The 21,026-nt window shown below is 55.7% G+C and carries 14 protein-coding genes; 10 read left to right on the top strand and 4 right to left on the bottom strand.

The genetic code is table 11. The features are described from left to right. Nucleotides 1–38: 38 nt before the first annotated feature. The gene (locus tag AB7E06_RS15455) at nt 39–3,650 is read right to left on the bottom strand and encodes an AAA family ATPase (protein WP_249460134.1); all 3,612 of its coding nucleotides are present in this window, start codon (nt 3,648–3,650) and stop codon (nt 39–41) included. A gap of 195 nt (nt 3,651–3,845) precedes the next feature. Between AB7E06_RS15455 and AB7E06_RS15450 the strand changes: the two genes are divergently transcribed. The 3 genes from AB7E06_RS15450 (at nt 3,846) to AB7E06_RS15440 (ending at nt 6,662) form a co-directional block, all read left to right on the top strand. After that, complete coding sequence (locus AB7E06_RS15450) at nt 3,846–4,592, top strand: GntR family transcriptional regulator (RefSeq protein ID WP_094197627.1); 747 nt, start codon at nt 3,846–3,848, stop codon at nt 4,590–4,592. Between the two features lie 179 nt (nt 4,593–4,771). Next, nucleotides 4,772–5,665 (top strand): MBL fold metallo-hydrolase, encoded by an 894-nt coding sequence (locus AB7E06_RS15445; RefSeq protein ID WP_094197626.1) that lies wholly within the window; start codon nt 4,772–4,774, stop codon nt 5,663–5,665. A gap of 22 nt (nt 5,666–5,687) precedes the next feature. Then, nucleotides 5,688–6,662 carry a Bug family tripartite tricarboxylate transporter substrate binding protein gene (locus tag AB7E06_RS15440; RefSeq protein WP_321265431.1) on the top strand — a complete coding sequence of 325 codons (975 nt, stop codon included), beginning with the start codon at nt 5,688–5,690 and terminating at the stop codon, nt 6,660–6,662. A gap of 1,199 nt (nt 6,663–7,861) precedes the next feature. On the opposite strand, the gene AB7E06_RS15435 is transcribed toward AB7E06_RS15440, so the two are convergent. Together AB7E06_RS15435 and AB7E06_RS15430 are read right to left on the bottom strand one after the other, a co-directional pair. Next, nucleotides 7,862–8,833 carry a Bug family tripartite tricarboxylate transporter substrate binding protein gene (locus AB7E06_RS15435; protein WP_094197624.1) on the bottom strand — a complete coding sequence of 324 codons (972 nt, stop codon included), beginning with the start codon at nt 8,831–8,833 and terminating at the stop codon, nt 7,862–7,864. Between the two features lie 37 nt (nt 8,834–8,870). Next, on the bottom strand, nt 8,871–10,460 hold the full coding sequence (locus AB7E06_RS15430; protein ID WP_427957515.1) for a sulfatase family protein: 1,590 nt from the start codon (nt 10,458–10,460) through the stop codon (nt 8,871–8,873). Between the two features lie 106 nt (nt 10,461–10,566). Here AB7E06_RS15430 and AB7E06_RS15425 point away from each other — a divergent pair, with 106 nt between their 5' ends. Continuing rightward, on the top strand, nt 10,567–11,481 hold the full coding sequence (locus AB7E06_RS15425) for a LysR family transcriptional regulator (RefSeq protein ID WP_427957513.1): 915 nt from the start codon (nt 10,567–10,569) through the stop codon (nt 11,479–11,481). 115 nt (nt 11,482–11,596) lie between these two features. Further along, nucleotides 11,597–12,709 (top strand): GGDEF domain-containing protein, encoded by a 1,113-nt coding sequence (locus tag AB7E06_RS15420; protein ID WP_230019459.1) that lies wholly within the window; start codon nt 11,597–11,599, stop codon nt 12,707–12,709. 73 nt (nt 12,710–12,782) lie between these two features. On the opposite strand, the gene AB7E06_RS15415 is transcribed toward AB7E06_RS15420, so the two are convergent. Continuing rightward, entirely contained in the window at nt 12,783–15,218 is a 2,436-nt protein-coding gene (locus AB7E06_RS15415; RefSeq protein WP_427957511.1) for a penicillin acylase family protein, read from the bottom strand. 471 nt (nt 15,219–15,689) lie between these two features. On the opposite strand from AB7E06_RS15415, the gene AB7E06_RS15410 reads away from it, so the two are divergent. The 5 genes from AB7E06_RS15410 (at nt 15,690) to AB7E06_RS15390 (ending at nt 20,997) form a co-directional block, all read left to right on the top strand. Continuing rightward, entirely contained in the window at nt 15,690–16,907 is a 1,218-nt protein-coding gene (locus AB7E06_RS15410; protein ID WP_094197619.1) for an ABC transporter substrate-binding protein, read from the top strand. Nucleotides 16,908–16,974: 67 nt separating this feature from the next. Continuing rightward, nucleotides 16,975–18,870 carry an ABC transporter permease gene (locus tag AB7E06_RS15405; RefSeq protein WP_094197618.1) on the top strand — a complete coding sequence of 632 codons (1,896 nt, stop codon included), beginning with the start codon at nt 16,975–16,977 and terminating at the stop codon, nt 18,868–18,870. After that, nucleotides 18,867–19,634, top strand: a complete 768-nt coding sequence (locus tag AB7E06_RS15400; RefSeq protein ID WP_108728617.1) for an ABC transporter ATP-binding protein — start codon at nt 18,867–18,869, stop codon at nt 19,632–19,634. Before AB7E06_RS15405 ends, AB7E06_RS15400 begins: the two co-directional genes overlap by 4 nt. Next, on the top strand, nt 19,631–20,401 hold the full coding sequence (locus AB7E06_RS15395) for an ABC transporter ATP-binding protein (protein WP_094197616.1): 771 nt from the start codon (nt 19,631–19,633) through the stop codon (nt 20,399–20,401). The genes AB7E06_RS15400 and AB7E06_RS15395 overlap by 4 nt, the downstream gene beginning before the upstream one ends. 47 nt (nt 20,402–20,448) lie before the next feature. Further along, a complete protein-coding gene (locus tag AB7E06_RS15390; RefSeq protein ID WP_094197615.1) occupies nt 20,449–20,997 on the top strand; it encodes a DUF924 family protein in 549 nt (182 codons plus the stop codon). Nucleotides 20,998–21,026: the final 29 nt, after the last annotated feature.

Genomic DNA, 21,026 nt, shown 5'->3' with positions numbered 1-21,026 from the left:
CCTTGGGGGCATGTAAATCAGGCTGCATTTTTTGCTAACTAGACTTTGAGCCTTTGCACCGCCTGTCTGCGTGTCTGAATCCAGTCTGTGTAGCGGTGCAGGCCGTATTTTTCCATGTGTTGTTCAGCCAGATTCCATTCCTGCAAGGCTTGTGCATTTTCACCCAACGCCATCCAGGCATCACCACGTACGCAGTGCAGCTCGGCACGCAAACTGTTTGTGTCATAGCGCAGGCCCTGAGCGGCGGCCTTGTCCAGCCAGGGCATGGCCTCATTGCTGCGTCCCAGGCGGATCATGGCGCGGGCAATTCGGCACATCAGACCATCGGCGCTGATGGGCAGCCCGTACTGCGCCGTCTGTACGCAATCGAGTAGTGATTGCAGGCTGGTTTCCCGACCCTGCAGCATCACCTGGCAATAGTGCAGGTAAGAGCGGCTAAGCGCAGACCATGGCTCGGGGTTATGCGACCTTTGTAGCTCTTGCAAGGACAGCTCGGCCACTTGCTGACAGTGTTCAAGCTGTTCCATCAGATAGTGGGCCTGCATCACGAACAAATGGGTGATGGCGCGCAGGGAAAAAGTGGTGTCTGAACGCAGGCTTTGCAAGGCGAGATGAGCGTGCTGCTGTGCCGCCTCCATATCGCCTTTCAAGGCCAAAGCCACGCTCAGGGTGCCAAAGGTAATGGATTGCGGGAAGTGCTCGGCAATGGCCAGACGGCTGTTCTGTTCCTTCAGGTCATCAAAGACGGCCAGGCTCAGGTTCAGTGTCTGGATGGCATTGGTGACATTTCCCTTCCATAGTTCGTGCTGACCAATTGCATATAAAGCCCAACTGCGGTTTTGATCGTGGCTGGTTTCATTGGCCAGGGCCAGCAGTTGGCGCGCTTTTTGCAAAGCTTGTTCAAAATTACCTTGGGCTTGAAAGGCCGTCCAGGCTGTCCATAAACTGATCATGACCTGATCGGAGTCATGCTCGTCATGCAAGCCATGCCCCAATTCATAAGCCATGGCGGTAGACGCTGAGGCCGGGCCATACAGGGACGATTCAATGGCGCCTTGCAGCATGCGGCATTCAAACTGCAGGGTTTGGCGTACCTGCAGGTCGTCGATCAGGTCGCTGCGGTTCAAGCAGCGTTGCAGATATTGGCTGGCCTGACGCAGGTCGTCTTGTGCCAAGGCTTCGCGGGCGGCACGTTGCCACCAAAATGCGGCCTCCGCGCTGTCAGCTTCGCACAGGTGCCAAGCAATTTGCTCGGGTGCATGACGACGGCGTATACCGTGCTGGGCAATGGCGTAGTGGGCCTGGCGCAACTCTTCGTGCATGGCCACGCGTTTCAGTGCCTGGGAGACCAGGGGAAGACAGGATACTTGCTTGTCATGTACATCGATCAAATCCAGCGTAGCCAGCGTATCCAGGCCACCACTCAAGGTCGTGCCCTCCAGACGCAACATCAGGGCCAGCTCGTCAATGGCGATGGGTTCCTCTTGCAAGGCAATGCTGGTCAGAATGTGGCGTGTTGCGGGCAAGAGGCTGTGGTATTGGGTACAGATCAGGTCGGTCAGGCACAAGGCATCGTTGCATTCGCTATTGAGCTCGTGGCAGCGCAGCAGCTCATGGGCGTGGCCCGGGTTGCCCGCACTTAACTTAACCAGGCGGCTGCGTTTATCACGCGCCAGTCGCTGGCCGCGCTGATTGCTCAGCAAGCTGTTGATGCTGGAGCGATCCAGCGTAGGCAAGCTCAGGTGCTCGGCACGCTCCAGACCATGACCAGGTTTGCGGCTGGTCGTGAGCAATAGTGTCGGGTGACGGGGGGCCGTGTGTGCCAGCAAGCGGATCAGGCGTTGTGTAGGCGGGTCGGCCCATTGCACGTTTTCAATAATCAGTAAGCGACGGCGAGGCGAATTGCCTGTGCCGCTGAGCAGGTTGAACAGCAAGTCCATGTGAGCGGTGGATGGCTCGTTCAGTTCTTGCTCTTCAGGGCCATGGTTTAACCATTGGTGCAGGGACTGGGCCTGTTTGGGGCTGATTTCCAGCGTTTCTTGCAAGATTTGAACGGAAAATGGATCGTGCTGCTTGCCATTTTGCGAGGTGATGTAATCGGCAATTTGCTCGTGCAGCCAGAGGCGAATTGGGTGCCAGGCCACACGACGCTTGTCTTCACGACAAGTGAGCATAATGCAGGGGTGGGCGGTTTTTTGTACATAGTCCGCCAGAGACTGCACCAGCAGACTTTTGCCAATATGCGCGCGACCATGAATGGCGATGTGATGCAAGGTGCGATTCGAGCCGATATGTGACCAGGCTTGCACCAGATGATCGAACTCTTGTGACCGACCATAAACGCGGCTGGTCAAACGCGCGTGGTCTGTGTCGGAGGGGCTTAGGTTCAGCCACAGGGCCTCATTTTGGCGACCTGCAGAGGGTTGAATATCTTTGCTGGCCAGACGTAGGGCAGCCTGTGCGCTGATGCGTGGTGCACCGGGAGCGGCCTGCCAGCTCAAGGGCAAGACGACTTGTGCCAATTGACCCCAGGGGTCTGGGCAGGCGCTTTGATCGTCCATGGCCAGATCGGCATGAAGGGCGATGCTCAGCGTAATGTGCTCATCCAGGCGCAGGGTCGCGGCAACGCGTGCCAATACGACCGCCTGAGTGATGGGTGACTCCAGCAATTCTGGATACCCAAAATAAGCGATCAACTGATTGGGGCCAGCTTCACAGGGCCAGGCACCATGTTGTTCGATCAAATGTCGCAACGTCTGGCGGCTTTGCTCCAGCAGTTGACCTCCCCTTTCGCGGGCGTGGCGGTGGCTGGGTTCAAAGCGCAGGCACAAACCCACTGCCGCCAAGGGACGCAACTGCAGGCTGACTTTCGTCGACAAGGATTTGACCGGGCTGGACGCCGAGCGCACGGGCAGATCCACCAAGTTGCGCGTCTGGGCGCTGGGCTCGCAGCCCAGACGGTCGGCCAGCAAGACGGAGCATTGTTCGTAAGCATGCAGGGCGGCTTCGTGCTGGCCCTCTTGTTTGAGCAGACGAATTAGTTCTTGGTGCAGTTTTTCTTCTTCAGGCCAGATCACAAGCCAGCGTTTAAGGTAGCTGATTGCTTGTGGTGTGGGCAAAGATCTCAGACCGGACTGTATATACCGGTCACGACATTGAGACAGGGTTTGCCGAATAGTGTGTTGTGTATCCTGCAACCAGTCTTGCAACTGTTCGCCATGATGCAGTTTCACTTGTCCCAGCAAGGGGCCCTGATACAGATTCAGACGCTCCAGATCGCTAAGGGCGGGCTGGCTGGGGTGTTGCAGCAGGCTGAGCACATCCACTTGGGCACGGTTGGGGTCCAGCGCCAGGGTGTCATTGGTAATGTGCAGGGCCTGGTCACACCCCTCAAAGGCGCGGCGCAAGGCATGCAGCGCATGGCGCAAACGAGCACGGCCTACACTGATGGGGTCTTCATGCCAGATCGTTTCGGCCAGACGGCTGCGGCTGATTGGTTTTCCCTGCGCTAAAGCCAGTATGGACAATAAAATACGCGCTTTATCGTAATTAATGATTTGTGCGCGGCATTGTCCTTGAACCAGGAGTCGGTAGGAACCGAGTAGGTAAATTTGGGCCAAGTGCGAGGCAGAGGAAGGCAAAACATCCATGGGCTCGGGCTCGTATCAAGAGTTAAGCAATGATTGGGATAATGTATCCGATCCGTTTAATTTCCGTTTGCCAACTTTTGCGAAAATAAACGCCTTGCTTGTTCAAGATTAAACCTTTTTGGGATATCTCCGGCTTATCGCCTCGCAGGCTATGATGTGAACTTGTCACTTTCCTGTGCTCGGTTGCCTTTTTGTATGGTTGATCCCACACGTTCTTCACTGCGCAAACAGTCCAAATTGCCTCTGTCGCTCAAGGTGAAATATACCTTGCGAGCGCGCCTGGAGCGTGGCGAATGGCCGGTGGGGACGCGTATTCCTACGCTGGAGGAGCTGATGCAGGAATACGGCGTCTCGCGTGCAACTGTGCGGGCGGCGCTGGACGAGCTGGAAAATGAAGGCCTGATTGAACGCACTCGTGGCAAAGGGACCTTTGTCATTGGCGATGTAGCTCAGGATCATTGGCTGATGCTACCCACCAACTGGGACGCTCTGATCGAGCATTTGACGCGTCTGGATTCGGTCATGGTGGAGCTGGGCCACGGGGCAGGGGCCTTGCCCATAGAGATTACGGGCCAGTCCTTGCCTGATGAATATTGGTGGACCAGCCGCGTCAATTACGCCGATGGTGTGGCGTACAGCTTGAATACGGTCTACGTGTTAAATACCTTGGCTCAGACACTGCAACCTGAATTGAGCCAGGAACCTGTGCTGCTGGTGTTGAATCGTCTGGCTCGTGAGCAGATTCATACGGTTCGTCAAACACTTACCGTGCGGGTAGCCGATGCCGATCTGGCGCGCCATTTGAGCATGGATATTGGTATGCCGGTCGTGCGGGTGATCCGCCTGATCATGAACCGTGCGAATCAACTGGTTTATGCGGCGCAGGTCTTTTATCCCGCTAAATATCTCAGTATCCAGACTGAACTGGCCCCTGGCTTTTAAGCCTGTCATCGCAAGCGCAACGCACCTTTACGACACTCCTAGGTAAAAACACCAAGTTATTCCGCTGAGTGGCGAGGTGTACACTTTTTTCATAAAGTCCTAAAAATAGAACTTTATGACTTTATCGAAGAGGCGCTGTTCTGGTGCCGGATGTTTTTATCTGCTTGAAGGAGCTTTACGTGAAGATAACCATGCTTGGCACCGGCGCTGCGTTGCCTGATCCGGACCGTGCCCAGTCGTCCATTTTGGTGACGCTGGATAACGGCAAGAATTACCTGTTTGATTGCGGCGAAGGGTCCACGCGTCAGATGGTGAAGGCCAATATCAATCCGGCTGATGTGCCTTGGGTGTTTCTAAGTCACCTGCACTATGACCATGTCTGCGGTTTGCCGTTTTTTGTCTTGTCTAGCTGGGTTTTCAACCGCGAAGGCAGGCTGAAGGTTTTTGGCCCCAAGGGGACTCAGGACTTTGTGGATCATTCTTTCGAGAACGGGGCGTTTCGTGTGGATATTCAAGCTCGGGCAGCTTATCCGGCTCGTCAAAAAAACATGGCTGCCGTACGCCCGGAGGTCTTCGAGGTGGAGCCCGGCCTGATGTACGAGGATGAGGACGTCAAAATCTATATTGATGTGGTGGATCACATTCCTACCGAAATTACGGATTGTTTTGGTATTCGTATGGAGGCCGAGGGCAAAGTGGTGGCGTTCAGTGGCGATACGGCTCCTTGCGAGTCCATGATACGGCTGGCGCAGGATGCCGATTTGCTGATACATGAATGCACCTTTCCCGAGTCTTTCCTGAAGCATCGTGAGGAATCAGGGGTAGGAACGTTTGCGCATACCAGCCCTTTGCAGTTGGGTGAAATCGCTTGTAAAGCCAATGTGAAGAGTTTAGTGGCCACTCATTTTGGGCATTATGACTCCACCAGTCCGGTGATTAAACGTGCGGCGGGTAATCATTTGCCGGTTGATTTAATGGGGCCTGAGCGCCTGGACGAAGTAGCTCGGGATATTCGCAAAAGCTACAAAGGCGATTTGCGCTTGGCAACGGATTTGATGCGCATAGACCTGTAAAAGGCGCGTGGAGGGAGACAAGATGCAAGTAATTAAGAAAACTGTGGCGTGCCTTGCGGCGGCACTTGGCCTGGCGACGGTAGGGCCGACTTGGGCGGATTATCCCGAGCAACCTGTAAAGGTAGTGATTCCTTACCCTCCAGGAGCGGCGGGTGACATTATTTTCCGTATCTTGCAGCCTGAGCTGTCTCGGGAGTTGGGACAGACGGTAATTACGGATTACAAGACTGGCGCAGGTGGCAATATCGGCACGCAAATGGTGGCGCGCTCCAAGCCGGATGGCTACACCTTGCTGTTTTCGGCGACCAATAATTTTGTGATCAATCAGTTCTTGTACAAGAACATGGGCTATGACCCATTCAAGGATTTGTATGTGATCAATAAGGTGGCGGATGCGGCGGCGTTTGTTTATGTGAATGGAGAGTTGCCCGTCAAGAATATGGCTGAATTCAGGGATTATGTGCAGCAGCGCAAAGGGCAAGTGAACTACGGGACGCCCGGGGCAGGCACGACGCCCGAGCTATCGGCCTGGAAGTTGTCTGCGGTTCTGGAAGGCGATATGTTGGGGATTCATTACCGAGGCTCGGCACCGGGGATACAGGCTTTGTTGAGCAATGAAGTGCAGATGTTTGTCAGCAGCTATGGTTTGGGGGCAGCTTTTCTGCCGCAGGGGAGGTTGAAGGCTTTGGCTGTTGCCCTGCCGGAGCGTTTCCCGGCCTTGCCTGATGTCCCCACGATGGAGGAACTGGGCTACAAGGATGTGGTGATCAGCAACTGGTGGGCTTTGGCTGTGCCTGCCGGGACGGATACAGAGATCGTTGCCAAGATTGAAGGGGCTTTGGAGAAAGTGCTGGCTGATCCCGAGATTCGTAAGAAGTTACTGGATCAGGGGTATTTGCTGTCCAAGGTGTCTGCTGAGGAGTTTCGGAAAGGGCTGCCTGCGGAGGCGGATTACTGGCATGACATTGTGACTTGGGCGGGGATCAGCCTGGATTAAGGCTGGCTTCTGGTTCTGCTGTTGCTGTTGGTTCACAAGGGCGTCATTACCTTGATGAGCTAAAAGGCGGCATGGCAGAGCTTAGGTGACTGGGGCTGTGGCGATGCAGCGGCTTTCTTCTGATCGTGCTGTTTGGGCTATGCGGGGGAGCGAGAGGGTTTTCTTGTGGGGCCCGTGTCCGGCTTGTCTTGGCGGGCCCCTTGTCCACGCTGCGCGTGGGTTCCCTTGTCAGTGTGACGGGGCGGGCGGGTCGTGAACTCGGAGCGCGATTTGTCCCCCGTACAAACCGCAAGCGTGCTCCTCAAACAGCACGACCCTTGCACCCCGCCCCGTCACACTGCCCGCGGCAAGAGTCCTGACTCGCCCGACAAGCCGGACACGGGCCCCACAAGAAAACAAGCTACATCGTGTACATAGCCCAAACAGCACTGGAGAGGAGAAAAGGTTTGGATTTGTTGAACGGTGATTTCGTGTTTTTTGGGATGCTTCAGGCAGGCCTTGAGCTTGGTTTGAATACGTGAGTGATAGGCGAGGTGATTGGAGTTGAAGAAAAAGTGGGTGGGGGTTAAGTAGCTTTTTTATGATGCCGGAGGGGGCTTTAAGTTTTTTGGGCGTTACTCTTTTTGGCTTTGGCTTTGGCTTTGGCTTTGGCTTTGGCTTTGGCTTTGGTATTTGTTGTTGTTGTTGTTGTTGTTGTTGTTGTTGTTGTTGTTGTTGTCGGTGGTCACTTCTGGCGCCATTGACCTCGCACTATCAACGGGACATAAAAACAGTAAATCTCATACCGCACTAAGCCATTCAGTTGGCTCTTAAAAAGAAGGGAACAGAGTAGTGTGAGTCTGCCGGTTGGTGCAGGTGTAGCAGTGGTCGGGCGGATCAGAGTACTTGCCGCGGTCAGGAGATAGCGTAGGGGTGCAAGCATCCTGCTGTTTGAGCGGGGCGCTTGTGGATCGTCCGGGGGACGAACCACCCCGCGAGTTCAGGATGCGCCCGTAGCTATCTCCTGACAAGGGCACCGGTGCGCAGCACCGGCAAGTGCTCAGCCCGACCACTGCTACACCTGCACTAACCGGCTCCCTGCTCCTGCTCCCTTCTTTTTGCGAGCTGCCTCGCCATCAAGCATTGAGCCTGCCCTCAGCAACACCTACGCAGCCCCAAAAAAAAACAGCCCCTGAAACCAGGGGCTGCAATTCCAACAATTACTGATCAGAGCGAATATTGTTATCCCGCACAATCTGCTCCCAGCGCGCATTCCGCTGCTGCACCCATTGGGCTGGAGAAACCTTGGACGAATCGTAGGCTTGAATATCCAGCATCCGCAAAGTCTCGGCGGTAGAGGGACGTTTCACGATATCGCTCAGCAAGTCGTTCCATGCTTTGATTTTCTCTGGAGGCGAACCCTTGGTGGTGAAAACCAGGTACGAGAAGCTCTCGTTAAAGTTTTCCAGGCCTGGTAACTTTGCTTCGGCCAATGTAGGGACTGCAGGCAATAAAGGATTGCGTTTGCCGCCAGAAGTCGCCAATGGCGTGAGCAAACCTTCCTTGATCGGCCCCAAAACACCGGCAATCGTCAGAAAACCGCTGTCCAGACGCTCGCCATACATATCATTGACCACAGCGCTATTGCTGCGATATGGAATGTGATCCAGCTTGATCCCGCTATCTTGTGTCAAGGCCGACATCATCAAATGCCCTGGCGAGCCCATGCCGGCAGAGCCGTAATTCATGGGTTTGGCGCGGGCACGCTCCAGAAACTCGGCAGGTGTTGTGATACCAGTCTTGCTGGGAACCACCAGAACCTGGTCAAAGGTGCCCAGCAAAGACACCAGGTCCAGAGACTCCCCAACCTTGAATTTGCTGTTGACGTAAATATGCGGATTGGCCGTGGCAACGGTGTCCAGCGTCAGCAACAAGGTATTGCCGTCGGGTTTGGCCCGGCCCACCGCCTCGGCTGCAATCATGCCTGCTGCGCCCGCGCGGTTCTCTACCACAATCGTTTGGCCGGTGGTTGCCGTGGCTTCGCGGGCCAACATGCGACCCAGGACATCCAGCGGGCCGCCTGCAGCGGAGCTGACAACAAGTGTGGCCACCTCGGCACTTTGGACTGGCGTAGCCAAAGGTAAGATCAGCGCACAAATGCTTACGTTGCGCAGCAAGGAAAAGATGGGCATAGAGGTCTCCAGATAGGGTTAGGTAACAGTATCTATCTCACGCTATCGCCAAAGGCAGGGGGCTGGTTTCGCTGTGAGCCATCATGGTGTCGATCAATTGACACAAAAGCGTTGTTTTTAACGTTTGCGCGTCAGGTTCATTCCACAAATTATGTTGTTCCAGTGGATCGGCTTGCAGATCGTACAGCTCTCCGATTTGACCGCCCTCGTACAGACTTAGACGATGCTGCTGTGTGACCAGCGAGCGCAGCTTGGTGCGAATAGGCGTATTGAACAGCTTGCGCTGGTTTTCTTCCTCAATCAATACGCCTATTCGCCAATCCACGGCTTCGTTCTGTATCACTTTCAGCAAGGAACGACCCTGAATACCGTTGTAGGGCAACTGGCCTGCACGTTGCAGAACCGTAGGCGCGACGTCAATGGTAGAACAGACCATCGTGCTTGTGCCTTGAGATTTCGCATCCTTTGGGTCAAACCAGATAAAGGGGCTGCGAATAATGCTTTGGTAATGCACAGGGCCTTTCAACAGGAGTTGATGGTCGCCCATGAAGTCGCCATGATCACTCATGAACATGACGATGGTGTTCTCCGCCTGGCCGGTGCGCTCCAGATGGTCCAGAATGCGCCCGATCTCGGCATCGATATGCGTGATGGAACCGTAGTTCAAGGCAATCGCCTCGCGGGCTTCGCGTTCGGAGCAGGCAAACAGTGTGGGAGTGTGTTTAATCGCTTTGTCGTCATCGCGCAACTGGTGCAGCAATTGCAGGTGTGCGGGCAGGGGATGGGGGCTTAGGTGGAAGGAGTCGGGCAGGCTGACTTCTTCAGGCTTGTACATATCCCAGTATTGACCGTGCGGCGTGTAGGGGTGATGGGGGTCAGGAAAGGAGCACTGAATAAAGAAAGGCTGTTGTTCCTGGGCATATTTATCCAGTACAGCGCGGGTGCGCTCACCAATCCAGGCCGTGGTGCTGTACTCTTCTGGCACACGGGTACGCCAGGCTTGGCCAATGCGGCTTAGCGCGTAGTCGGGAGTCGGGATGGCGTTTTCAGGGCCGGACAGGGCGGCAATTTCAGGATGTTCATTTTGCAGCCAGCGACCATAGTCGCCCCAGACTTGATCGCCGTGGTCGATGGCCAAGTCCACGTGCTCGTAGCCGTAAAAGGGGAGTTGCACACTGTGATCGGCGCGATCGCGCCACCATTGCCCACATTCCTGGCCGTAATCGTTGGTTGGCAGGGGGGGGCGGGCTTCACCCTTGGTCGGCGGATCATCCGGGCGTGGGTAGAGCGGGGGGGTATCCGTTATATTTTGCAGATGTGCCTTGCCCACTAACGCAGTGCGCCAGCCTGCCTGACGCAGTACATCGACAAAAGTGGTGGAGTCCAGTGGTAGGGGAACGCCGTTGTGACGCGCACCGTGTACCGAAGGCATGCGGCCTGTCATCAGGGAAGCCCGGTTGGGCATGCAGATCGGCGTGGCGACGTAAAATCGCTCAGCACTCCAACCACGAGCGGCCAAGGCATCCAGATTGGGCGTTTTTATGTCTTTATTGCCGTAACACGCCAAATGGTCCGCACGGAGTTGATCCGCAATGATTAATAAAAAATTGGGTACTGACTGAGACATGACGTGCCTATTTTGTAGCTTCGGGTATACCCATTATGGAAGCAGTAGCCATAATGTTAAATTGAATAACTTGCAGGTATATATACTTCTTTCATATAGGTAAGCCATGAGCTGGAGTGAACGCATTCGCTTAAAGCATCTGCAGGTTTTAATTCGTTTGTGCGAACAGAAAAGCATGAGCGATGTGGCCCGGCAGTCCAATATGACCCAGCCCGCTTTGTCAAAATGGCTCAAGGACTTTGAAGACAGTATCGGTATGCCTTTATTCGAGCGCCATGCCCGCGGTATTGAGCCTTTGCCGGCAGCCTTGGCGCTGGTCTCCCAGGCCCAAGGGGTGCTCAACCGCCTTGATCGCATGAACGCGACGCTGGAGCAATACAGGCAGGGATTTCGCCAGCAATTTACCTTGGGTATATCGCCTATGGTGGCTGCAGTTTATTTGCCGCAACTGTTGGTGTATCTGTACGAGCGCGATCCGCAATGCCATATCCGGATTCAGGAAGGCACGCTGGATGTGTTAAGTCGCAATCTGGAGCAGGGTGAGCTGGATCTGGTCATTGGCCGTGTGGACGAAGCCGGTCGCAACCCGGCGATGGCGTATTTGCCCTTGGGGATGGTGCCTTTGGGGGTGGCCGCTTGCCGCAATCACCCTTTGGCCCGGCAAAATGAAGTGACCTGGGAGCAGACGCTGGAGTATCCCTGGATATTGCCCCCCAAAAACAGTCCCATGCGGCGCAGTTTCGAGCTGAGCCTGGATGCCAAAGGCCTGCCGTATCCCACTTGTGCGATCGAGTCTGCCTACGCGCATACCAATGCGCGTGTAGCCGTGGGCAGTGATTTCTTAGTGCCCATGACGCGCAGCATGGTGCCGGTCTACCCGGAGCTGTGTATCTTGGAGCTGGACTGGAGCGACCCGCGTTTGCATGGTCAGCTCGGTTTGTTGTGGCGCCCCCAGGATTCGGGTGAACCGATGTTGGAGGAGGTCATTAGCTGGATGAGCAAGCAGCCTCACACGGTGTGATGGTAAGCCGGGGTCAGCATGGGCTGACCCTGAAAGAACTGACAGCTTGTTTTTTAAATGCATGTAACTAAAAATTGCCATCATGCTATTTTGTTTCTTCTTGGCGAATTGATTGATGGGAACTGTTCTGGAAGGTTGGAAAAACTTGCAAGCGATCAGTATCAGCTCGGTGCGCGACACACTGAGCGGGAAATACCATTCTCGTGACTTCATTCATGCCCGAATGGAATATTTACGCAGCCGTGTCGTATTAGTTGGCTTGCTATTTGCCTTGCTGACTCCCCTTTGGACTTTGATGGATTGGCTGGTTTTGCCCGGCTGGCCTACACATTTAATGGCGGTGCGTGTGTTAAGCCTGGGGGGACTGATCGCGTGTGTATGGCTAGCGTTTAATGGCCATCAGCGCATTACCCGTATTTATGTGTTGAGTGGCCTAGTCTTTATTTTGCCAGCCTCTTTTTACGCGTATATGCTGCTGACGCTCTCGGGGGCTGGGCATTACGTGGTTCTGGGTTACGGTTTTATCCCTTTCCTGTTGGTCGCGACCTTAAGTATTTTTCCCTTTACCTTGCTGGAATCTGCGTTGGTAGGGGGCGCGTTGATTGCCTTGCAAATTTTGGCCAGCGTCAGCTCGGGAACCTGGATGACCGCGAAAGGTTTGCAGGATCTTTGGCTGTTGAGTGCCTTGCTGGTTGTTGCCCTGACCGCCAATTATTTTCATCTGGGGCTTTTGTTGCGTTTATATCGACAAGCTACCCACGATACCTTGACCGGCTTGCTGAACCGGGGCGCGGTCAGTCGTCAGTTGGGGCAGGGGCCAGTCCAGGAAAAACTGCATGTGTTGATGGTGGATCTGGATCATTTCAAGCAGATCAACGATACCCACGGCCATTCGGTAGGGGATGATGTCTTGACGCGTACCGCGTCTTTATTCAAGGCGCATCTGGGACCCCATGACTTGGCTGCCCGTTATGGTGGCGAGGAGTTCGTGTTGATTCTGGCCGGGCGTAGTGATGAGCAGGCGTTGCGCTTTGCGGATTTGCTCTTGCGTCAGGTGCAGGAACAAACCTTTTACAACCATGACCGCGAGTCTTTCCAGATTACGGCCAGTATGGGCTTGGCGGTGTGCCAACCCGGTCAGGTCATTGAAGAGGCGCTGGTGCAGGCTGACCAGCGCTTGTATGACGCCAAGCGCGCTGGTCGCAATCAGGTGGTGACGAAGGATTAAGCGTGCCGGACTGCGTAAAAAGAAACGGGGCCTGGAGCGGCAAATGCTCCAGGCCCCGTTTGTGATGGACTACTTAGTAGCGCAGGGTTTGGCTGCCCTGACTGGCCTGGTCGATGTCCTGAGCGCTGATGGCATCACTCTTGCACTTGAAAGCCGCAAACATCTCAAGCTGATCCGAATGATGGACGTCGGCTTGGCCTTTGGGATTGATGAAACCGCTTTGTCCCGGCGCCATCACCGAGCACATACGCACGCCAGCAGGGTCAAGCACGTACTGGAAGCGGGCGCTGCCGGTGTTCAGATAAGGCATGATGCGGCGCTCGTACGCAGGGTCGGACCAGGGCACCCCAATCGCATTGCGTGCCGCGAACAGCATGGAAACAGAGGGAGCACGCCATTGCTGGGCTTGCGCGCCTTGTGATTTCTGCAAGGAGGCGGCCGCTTGTTCCAGTGCGTCCAACACCAGCTCCTGGGCGGGACGACCTTGCAGGAAATCAATCGTTTGTGGCACCCCGGCCGCCGGGCCCTGGATAGCGTTCCAGATCAGCTTGGCCGCAGCGGCTGGCTGGGCGCTACGCGGGTCATTCATGGCCGGGTACAGGCCTTGCGTGTAGGTCTGGTAGACGCTGTCAGGCAAACGACCTTTCAGGAATACAGGGACTGCGGCTTGCATCCAGGCCTGCATCACAGCCGGGGCGCTACCTTCGTAATGCTTGCCGTTGCTGGCGACGTGCAGCTTGTAGTCCCAGCCTTTCAACTGTTCGGCAGCCTGACGGGCCAGGGCACTGGCACGTGGCAGCTTGGCGGCTTGCTGGATGATGGGGGCGAAGTAGCGCGCATTCAGATCCGAGCGCGCACCCAGGGAGTCGATGCCCCAGATTTCCTCATCGCTCAGGCGCTGCTTGGCTTGTAACGGTGCCAGCAGTTCCTGCACTCGATCCACGTAAGAGAAGTTGGCATTGTCAGCCAGCAGGGCGCTGTAGGCCTTGTTGTTCCAGCTGGCGATATAGCCTTGCTGTGGGTTCAGCACTTTGGGGTTGTGCTCAAAGCTCAGAAAGCCTTGCCATTCCATGCTGCCGTCGCCTGCGGCCGGGAACTGGATGGCCTGATTGGTCGGGCGCTGGGGCAACCGTCCCAAGGCAGCAGCACCGATATTGTTTTGGGTGTCGGCATAGAACCAGGTAATGGAGGCGCTGACGCGGGCTGCCTGGGCCATGAATTGATCCCAGTTCTTGGCCTTAGCCGCATGGGCCCAGCCCAGCAGGGTTTCAATTTCCCGGCCCTGCCAGCTACGGCGGTTGGCGTAGGCCGTGTTGTTTTTCGTATCCCAACTGCTGACATAACCTTGAGCCGCACGGTAGACGTCCAGCGTCACATCGTCCTGATCACGCACTTTGATGTGCACCTGCTTGTGCTCCATGGGGCGCCAGGCATTGTTGTACCAGTAGCTATGCGGATCACCGTCTTTCAAACGCAGTTGGTAAACGTCGTTGGTGTCCAGTGAACCCACTGTGGAACCCCAGGCAATCTGGCCATTGGTGCCGAACAGAATGGCGGGCAGGGCAACGGCGGTGCTGCCGGTCAGGTCGTAGCCGGCACCGTGCAAGCCGACGCTATAGGTAATGGATGGGGTGTACCAGCCTTGTTGCGGGCCGTTGTACAGCACGGCATGGCCGTGAGTCGTCTTTTCGGGGCCCAGGAGCCAGGCATTGCTGGCCGTCGGTGTGCCGGCGGCCACAGTGGGGCCTAGCGCCACGGCTTGTTTGTGCAGATAGTCCTGTGCGGCTTGTGTGGATAGGGCCTGCAAATGCGTAGGCAGATCAGCCAGGGCGGTCCGGGCTTCAGGCTGAGCAATGATAGTGGGCGCGGTCGGGTCGTTAAGCCAGCGCAGTTGTTTGTAGAGCAGTTCGCCTCGTTCCGCGCCTTGGTCTGCCTTTAAGGTTTCCAGCAGATTCAGGTTGGCCACTTCCGCCGTACCGGCAAAAAAGCGGTTCAGAATCAAGCCAACCCAGACCATGGCAATGTCTTCGGGCTGCCATTCAGAAGGCTCAAAGCCTTGGTCCAGAAACTCCTTGGGCATCAAGGTATCACGCTGGGCTTTCACCTCGCGCACACGCTGGGTAAAACCAGCGGCATAGCCCTCAAACATGGCGCGGTCTTCTTTGGACAGGGCGGCCAATTGTTTGCGGATGGCGTCCGGGTCGATATTGCTGTGGGTGACTTTATCCAGCTCCAGGAAATCCGCCCCCAGAACCTCTGCCACCGTTCCCCAGCCTGAACGTTTGGCAATTTCCATCTGGTAGAGACGGTCTGTGGCCACGGCATAGGCATAGCCATAGAACAAGCCATAGGTGCTGTCAGCATAGATGTGCGGCGTGCCATAGCTGTCGCGCTTGATGGTGACGCTGCGATCATTGACAGAAGTGCTGGCACAGGCGGCCAGCAAGACGCTGGTGGTCAGTACACCAAGGGTCAGTCGGGATGGGAAGCGACGGGGGAAGTTCAACATCTTGTCTCCTCAAGCGTAGCCCTGGGGGCTACCGTTTTTTTATCTCTTGAGAATATAACGTCAAAATTCTTTAGGTATTGATATTTCCAGATGAAAGCTTCTAGAGGATTTCCCCAGTACAAAAGCGGCTTGCCGGATATGATGGAGCAGTTTATGAAATCCATGATTCGGCGCGCGCAGGAACCAGGCGGGGTGGTTGCGTTTTAATCTTTGGGCTTATTAAGTGTAGTCACTGTATATCGGCGGTTCCCTTCTTCTCAGGCTATCTACTTTTTCTGCTCATTTCTTCTTGGCCTCCTTGCTTTAACGGCCTTCTGCGTGGCTTGCTGTGTTTTATGTTTAAAGTGTTCAAGGGTATATCCCTAGGTCTTGGCCGATTTACTCGCAAAAATACCATGTGTACACTTTAAATCACTAAAACAAGACAAGTTGCTGAGTCGTGTTTCGCCTCACAAGCCCACGGAGAAGACAATGAACAAGACATTTGCAGGGGTAGCACTGGCAGGAACGATGATGTTGCAAACCTTGGGGGCCACCGCCGCCGCCGAGGGGGTTATCAAGATTGGGGAGCTGAACAGCTATAAATCCCAGCCCGCTTTTTTAGGGCCTTATCGAAACGGGATGGAGCTGGCGGTTGAGCAGATCAATCAGGCCGGGGGGATTCACGGCAAGCAGTTGGAGTTGATCATCAAGGATGACAACTCCAACCCTGGCGATGCCGTACGCGCTGCCGAGGAATTGATCTCGCGGGAAAAGGTGGATGTGCTGACCGGGACTTTCCTGTCCAATATCGGTCTGGCCATTACCGACTTCGCCAAGCATAAAAAAGTTTTCTTTCTGGCCAGCGAGCCGTTGACCGACAAGATCGTCTGGGCCGATGGCAACCGCTATACATTCCGCCTGCGCAACTCCACCTATATGCAGGTCGCCATGCTGGTGCCTGACGCCGTCAAGCTGAACAAGAAGCGTTGGGCGATTGTGTACCCCAACTACGAGTACGGTCAGTCCGCCGTTGCCACCTTCAAGACCTTGATGAAACAAGCCCAGCCCGATATCGAATTCGTGGCTGAACAGGCCACGCCACTGGGCAAGGTCGATGCCGGTGCCGTGGTGCAGGCTTTGTCCGATGCCAAGCCGGATGCGGTCTTTAACGTCTTGTTTGCGTCTGACCTGGCCCGCCTGGTTCGTGCTGGCAATCAGCGTCAGTTCTTCAGTCCTGCCTTGCCGGTGGTCAGCATGTTGACCGGCGAGCCAGAGTACCTGGACCCTTTGGGTGAGGAAACGCCGGAAGGCTGGATTGTGACGGGCTACCCCTGGTATGCCATCGACACGCCCGAGCACAATGCCTTTTTGAAAGCCTATCAGGACAAGTACAACGAGCACCCTCGCCTGGGCACGATTATTGGCTATAGCACCATTGTGTCGATTGCCGCTGGCATTGAAAAAGCCGGCTCTACCGACACGGAAGCCATGATCAAAGCTTTCCGTGGTCTGGACGTGGTCACGCCTTTTGGCCCCATCACGTACCGTACGCAAGATCAGCAATCCACGCAGGGGGCTTATGTGGGTGTGCTGGCCAAGCAGGACGGCAAGGGCATCATGACCCATATCCGTTATGTGGATGGCAAAGAGGTACAGCCTACGGATGAGCAAGTCAGCCAGTGGCGCCCTGCCGCGGCCAATCAATAATTCCAAGAACGCAGTATTTTGTAGATCGGCGCGCCGTCTGGCGCGCCACTTCTGACGCGAGGCAGTAATGGCCTTATCGGGTTTATGGGTACAGTTCCTTAACGGACTGGCCGAGGCATCGTCTTTGTTCCTGGTGGCGGCGGGTTTGTCCCTGATCTTTGGGGTGACACGCATCGTCAACTTTGCACACGGCTCCCTGTATATGCTGGGCATCTACATGGCGTATTCCACCGTGCAATTCATGGGTGGGTCGGCACTGGGATTTTGGGCAGGCTTGATTGTGGCGGCCTTGTTGGTTGGCGCCTTGGGCGCCTTGCTGGAAATCGTGCTGTTGCGGCGCATCTACAAAGCGCCCGAGTTGTTCCAGCTATTGGCTACCTTTGCCTTGGTGCTGGTGATCAATGACGGGGCCTTGGCCGTGTGGGGGCCGGAAGATCTGCTGGGGCCGCTGGCTCCAGGCTTGAGCGGTTCTATTTCCATTGCAGGGCGCTTTTTTCCGGTTTATGACCTGGTGCTGATCGTGATCGGCCCGGTGGTGCTGGGTTTGCTGTGGCTCTTGCTGACCCGTACCCGTTGGGGAGTGCTGGTGCGCGCCGCGACCCACGACCGACAGATGCTGGGTGCGCTGGGTGTGAATCAGGCCTGGCTCTTTACGGGTGTCTTTGCTTTGGGGGCGTTCCTGGCTGGTTTGGGGGGAGCCGTGCAATTGCCGCGTCAGCCCGCCAATCTGCTGTTGGACTTGAGCGTGATTGGGGATGCCTTTGTGATTGTGGTGGTCGGTGGCATGGGTTCTATCCCCGGTGCCTATGTGGCTGCCCTGATTGTCGCGGAATTGAAAGCATTGTGTATTGCTCTGGGTACGGTCACTTTCTTTGGCGTGGACTTTGCCTTTCCCAAATTGACGCTGGTCGTGGAGTTCATCTTCATGGCTGTGGTGCTGGTATTTCGGCCCTGGGGCTTGTTTGGGCGAGCACAAGCCGTCAGCCGTAACTCGGCGCCGATTGAAGCGCCCCTGCGTGCCGGTAGCGGAGCGTTCCAGATCATGGTGCTGGTGGTTCTGGGGGTGATGGCGGCCTTGCCTTTGATGAGCGATTGGTTCCCGTACGCGCCTGTGCTGGCTTTGGATATTCTGGTGTTGTCCTTATTCGCGTTGAGCCTGCATTTCATGATGGGACCAGGAGGGATGAACTCTTTTGGTCATGCCGCTTACTTCGGTTTGGGCGCTTATGCGGCGGCTTTGCTGTTCAAAACGGCGGCCTTGTCCATGGGCTGGTCTTTGGTCTTGGCTCCCGCTGTGGCCGGTTTGGGTGCGCTGATCTTTGGTTGGTTCTGTGTGCGCCTGTCCGGTGTGTATCTGGCCATGCTGACCTTGGCGTTCGCTCAGATTGTTTGGTCAATTGTCTATCAGTGGGACAGTTTTACCGGTGGTTCCAATGGTGTGGTCGGTATCTGGCCTGCCGAGTGGCTGTCGGGAGATCGTTACTATTATTTTGCGTTAAGTGTTGTCGTGGTGGCCGCTTTCTTGTTGCGTCGCATCTTGTTTTCACCCTTTGGCTACGCCATGCGTGCCAGTCGGGATTCGGCCTTGCGGGCTGAGGCAATCGGCATTCCCGTTAAGCGTGTACAGTGGCTGACCTTTATTTTGGCGGGTACATTTGCTGGTTTGTCTGGTGCCTTGTTTGTGTTTTCAAAAGGCAGTGTCTCGCCTGAGGTGATTGCGGTGAACAAGTCCGTGGATGGCTTGGTCATGGTCTTGCTAGGTGGGCTGCAAACCCTGGTCGGTCCAGTGGTGGGCGCAGCCGTATTCACCTTGCTGCAGGACTTTTTCCTGGGTATCACACAGTATTGGCGCGCCTTGTTTGGCGGCGTGATTCTGTTGCTGGTTCTGGCTTTCCCACAGGGTATTGCTGGGTTTTTCAAACGTTGGGCGCATCGTCGTGTCGCACCGGAGGCATCGTCATGAGTTTGCTGCAAGTACGAGGTCTTAAAAAAGCGTTTGGCGGCAATCTGGCCGTAGATGGTATTGAATTTGATGTGCAGGCCGGGGAGTTCCTGGCTTTGATTGGCCCCAATGGAGCAGGCAAGACCACCACCTTCAATATGGTGGGCGGGCAGTTGACGCCAACGGCGGGCTCGGTGCGTTTGGGGGACCAGGAGCTGGTGGGTTTGGCGCCACGCAAAATTGCGGCCATGGGCGTGGGCCGTACCTTCCAGATCGCCGCGACGTTTGCTTCCTTGACGGTAGTGGAAAACGTGCAGATGGCCTTGTTGGCGCATCAGAAAAAACTGTTTTCCTTCTGGCGTCGGGCGGCGCAGTTCGAGCGGGCCCGTGCGCTGGATTTACTGGATCAGGTGGGTATGCTGGCGCAGGCCGAACGGCCTTGCAGCGAGCTGGCCTACGGTGATGTGAAGCGGGTAGAGCTGGCGATTGCACTGGCCAACGATCCCCGTCTTTTGTTGATGGACGAACCCACAGCAGGTATGGCCCCCAAAGAGCGTAATGAGCTGATGCGCCTGACCAAAAAACTGGTGATCGAACGCAATATGGGTGTGCTGTTTACCGAGCACAGCATGGACGTGGTGTTCGAGCACTCGGACCGCATGCTGGTGCTGGCGCGCGGTCGGCTGGTGGCAGAAGGCGATGCGGACTATATTCGCCAGCATCCCAAGGTGCAGGAGGTCTACTTTGGCACAGGCAAGACATTTGAGAACAAGGAGTCAGCATGACGCAGGATGGAGTAGCCGGTGCCAAGCGGGCCGCAACTGACCAGCAGTTATTGTTGAAGGTGGATGGCTTGAATGCCTGGTACGGTGCTGCGCATATTCTGTTTGATCTGTCCCTGACGGTGCAGCGCGGCGAAGTGGTCGCCTTGATGGGGCGCAACGGTGCCGGCAAGTCCACGACGCTGAAGTCCATTATGGGTTTGATGGAGCGATCCAATGGGCATATCGAGTTCATGGGTCAGGCCATTCACGACAAGCAGCCTTTTGAGATTGCACGAGCCGGTTTGGGCTTTGTGCCCGAAGAGCGGCGCATCTTTAGCGATTTAAGTGTCTCGGAGAATCTGGAAGTAGGCCGTCAACCAGCACGGCGCTGGCCGGATGGCGCAGCAGCCCCGCACTGGCAGCCTGAACGTTTGTACAGCCTGTTTCCCAATCTGGGCCAGATGCAGGACAGACCCGGCGGACAGATGAGCGGGGGCGAGCAGCAAATGCTGACAGTAGCGCGTACCTTGATGGGCAACCCCTATCTGGTCTTGCTCGATGAACCGTCCGAGGGTGTGGCGCCAGTGATTGTGGAGCAGATGGTGCAGATGATTCTGGAGCTCAAGCAAGCCGGTGTCAGTATCTTGCTGTCTGAGCAAAATCTGCATTTTGCCGAACTGGTCTCGGATCGGGTTTATGTGCTTGAAAAAGGGCAAATACGGTACAGTGGCGCCATGCAGGAATTAAGTGCCAACGAGCACGTACGGCGCACTTACCTGTCTGTTTAACTTCGGGCCGGCAGCGAGCCAGGCCGGATCGGTTCCAGGAGAGCACCATGGCAGATGCACGTCCCAATTCCCAGACTGTGATTGATTTCTGGGTTGAGTCAGGGCCAGAGAAATGGTTTCGCAAGTCCGATGACTTCGACCAGGAATTTCGTGAGCGGTTTTTGGACTGGCACGAACGTGCGGCCAGGGGCGAGTTGGATGACTGGGCACAGACTGCAGAAGGGGCCTATGCTTTGCTGATCTTGTTGGACCAGTTCCCGCGCAACTCCTTTCGCAATACCCCGCGCATGTACGCGACCGATGAGAAGGGTTTGAGGATTGCCAAGGAAATGGTGGCCAAGGGGCTGGATAAACAGATTCCGGTGGAACGCCGTGTTTTCTGCTATCTGCCATATTCCCATGCGGAGAATCTGGCCGATCAGCAAGAGGCCGTGCGCCTGAATCAGGAGATTGGTCGGCCCTGGCTGGATCATGCCCAGGAGCATCTGGATGTGGTGGAACGCTTTGGCCGTTTCCCGCATCGCAACTCGATTCTGGGGCGTACCACCACTGCGGACGAACAGAAATTTCTGGAGGCCGGTGGTTTTTCCGGTTGATGGGTTTTGAGTCTGGATCTGCAGCGGAA

Origin of the sequence: Alcaligenes sp., assembly GCF_050255915.1 — a bacterium.
Lineage (GTDB): Bacteria > Pseudomonadota > Gammaproteobacteria > Burkholderiales > Burkholderiaceae_B > Alcaligenes > Alcaligenes aquatilis.
This window is presented reverse-complemented; position numbering and strand designations above follow the sequence as displayed.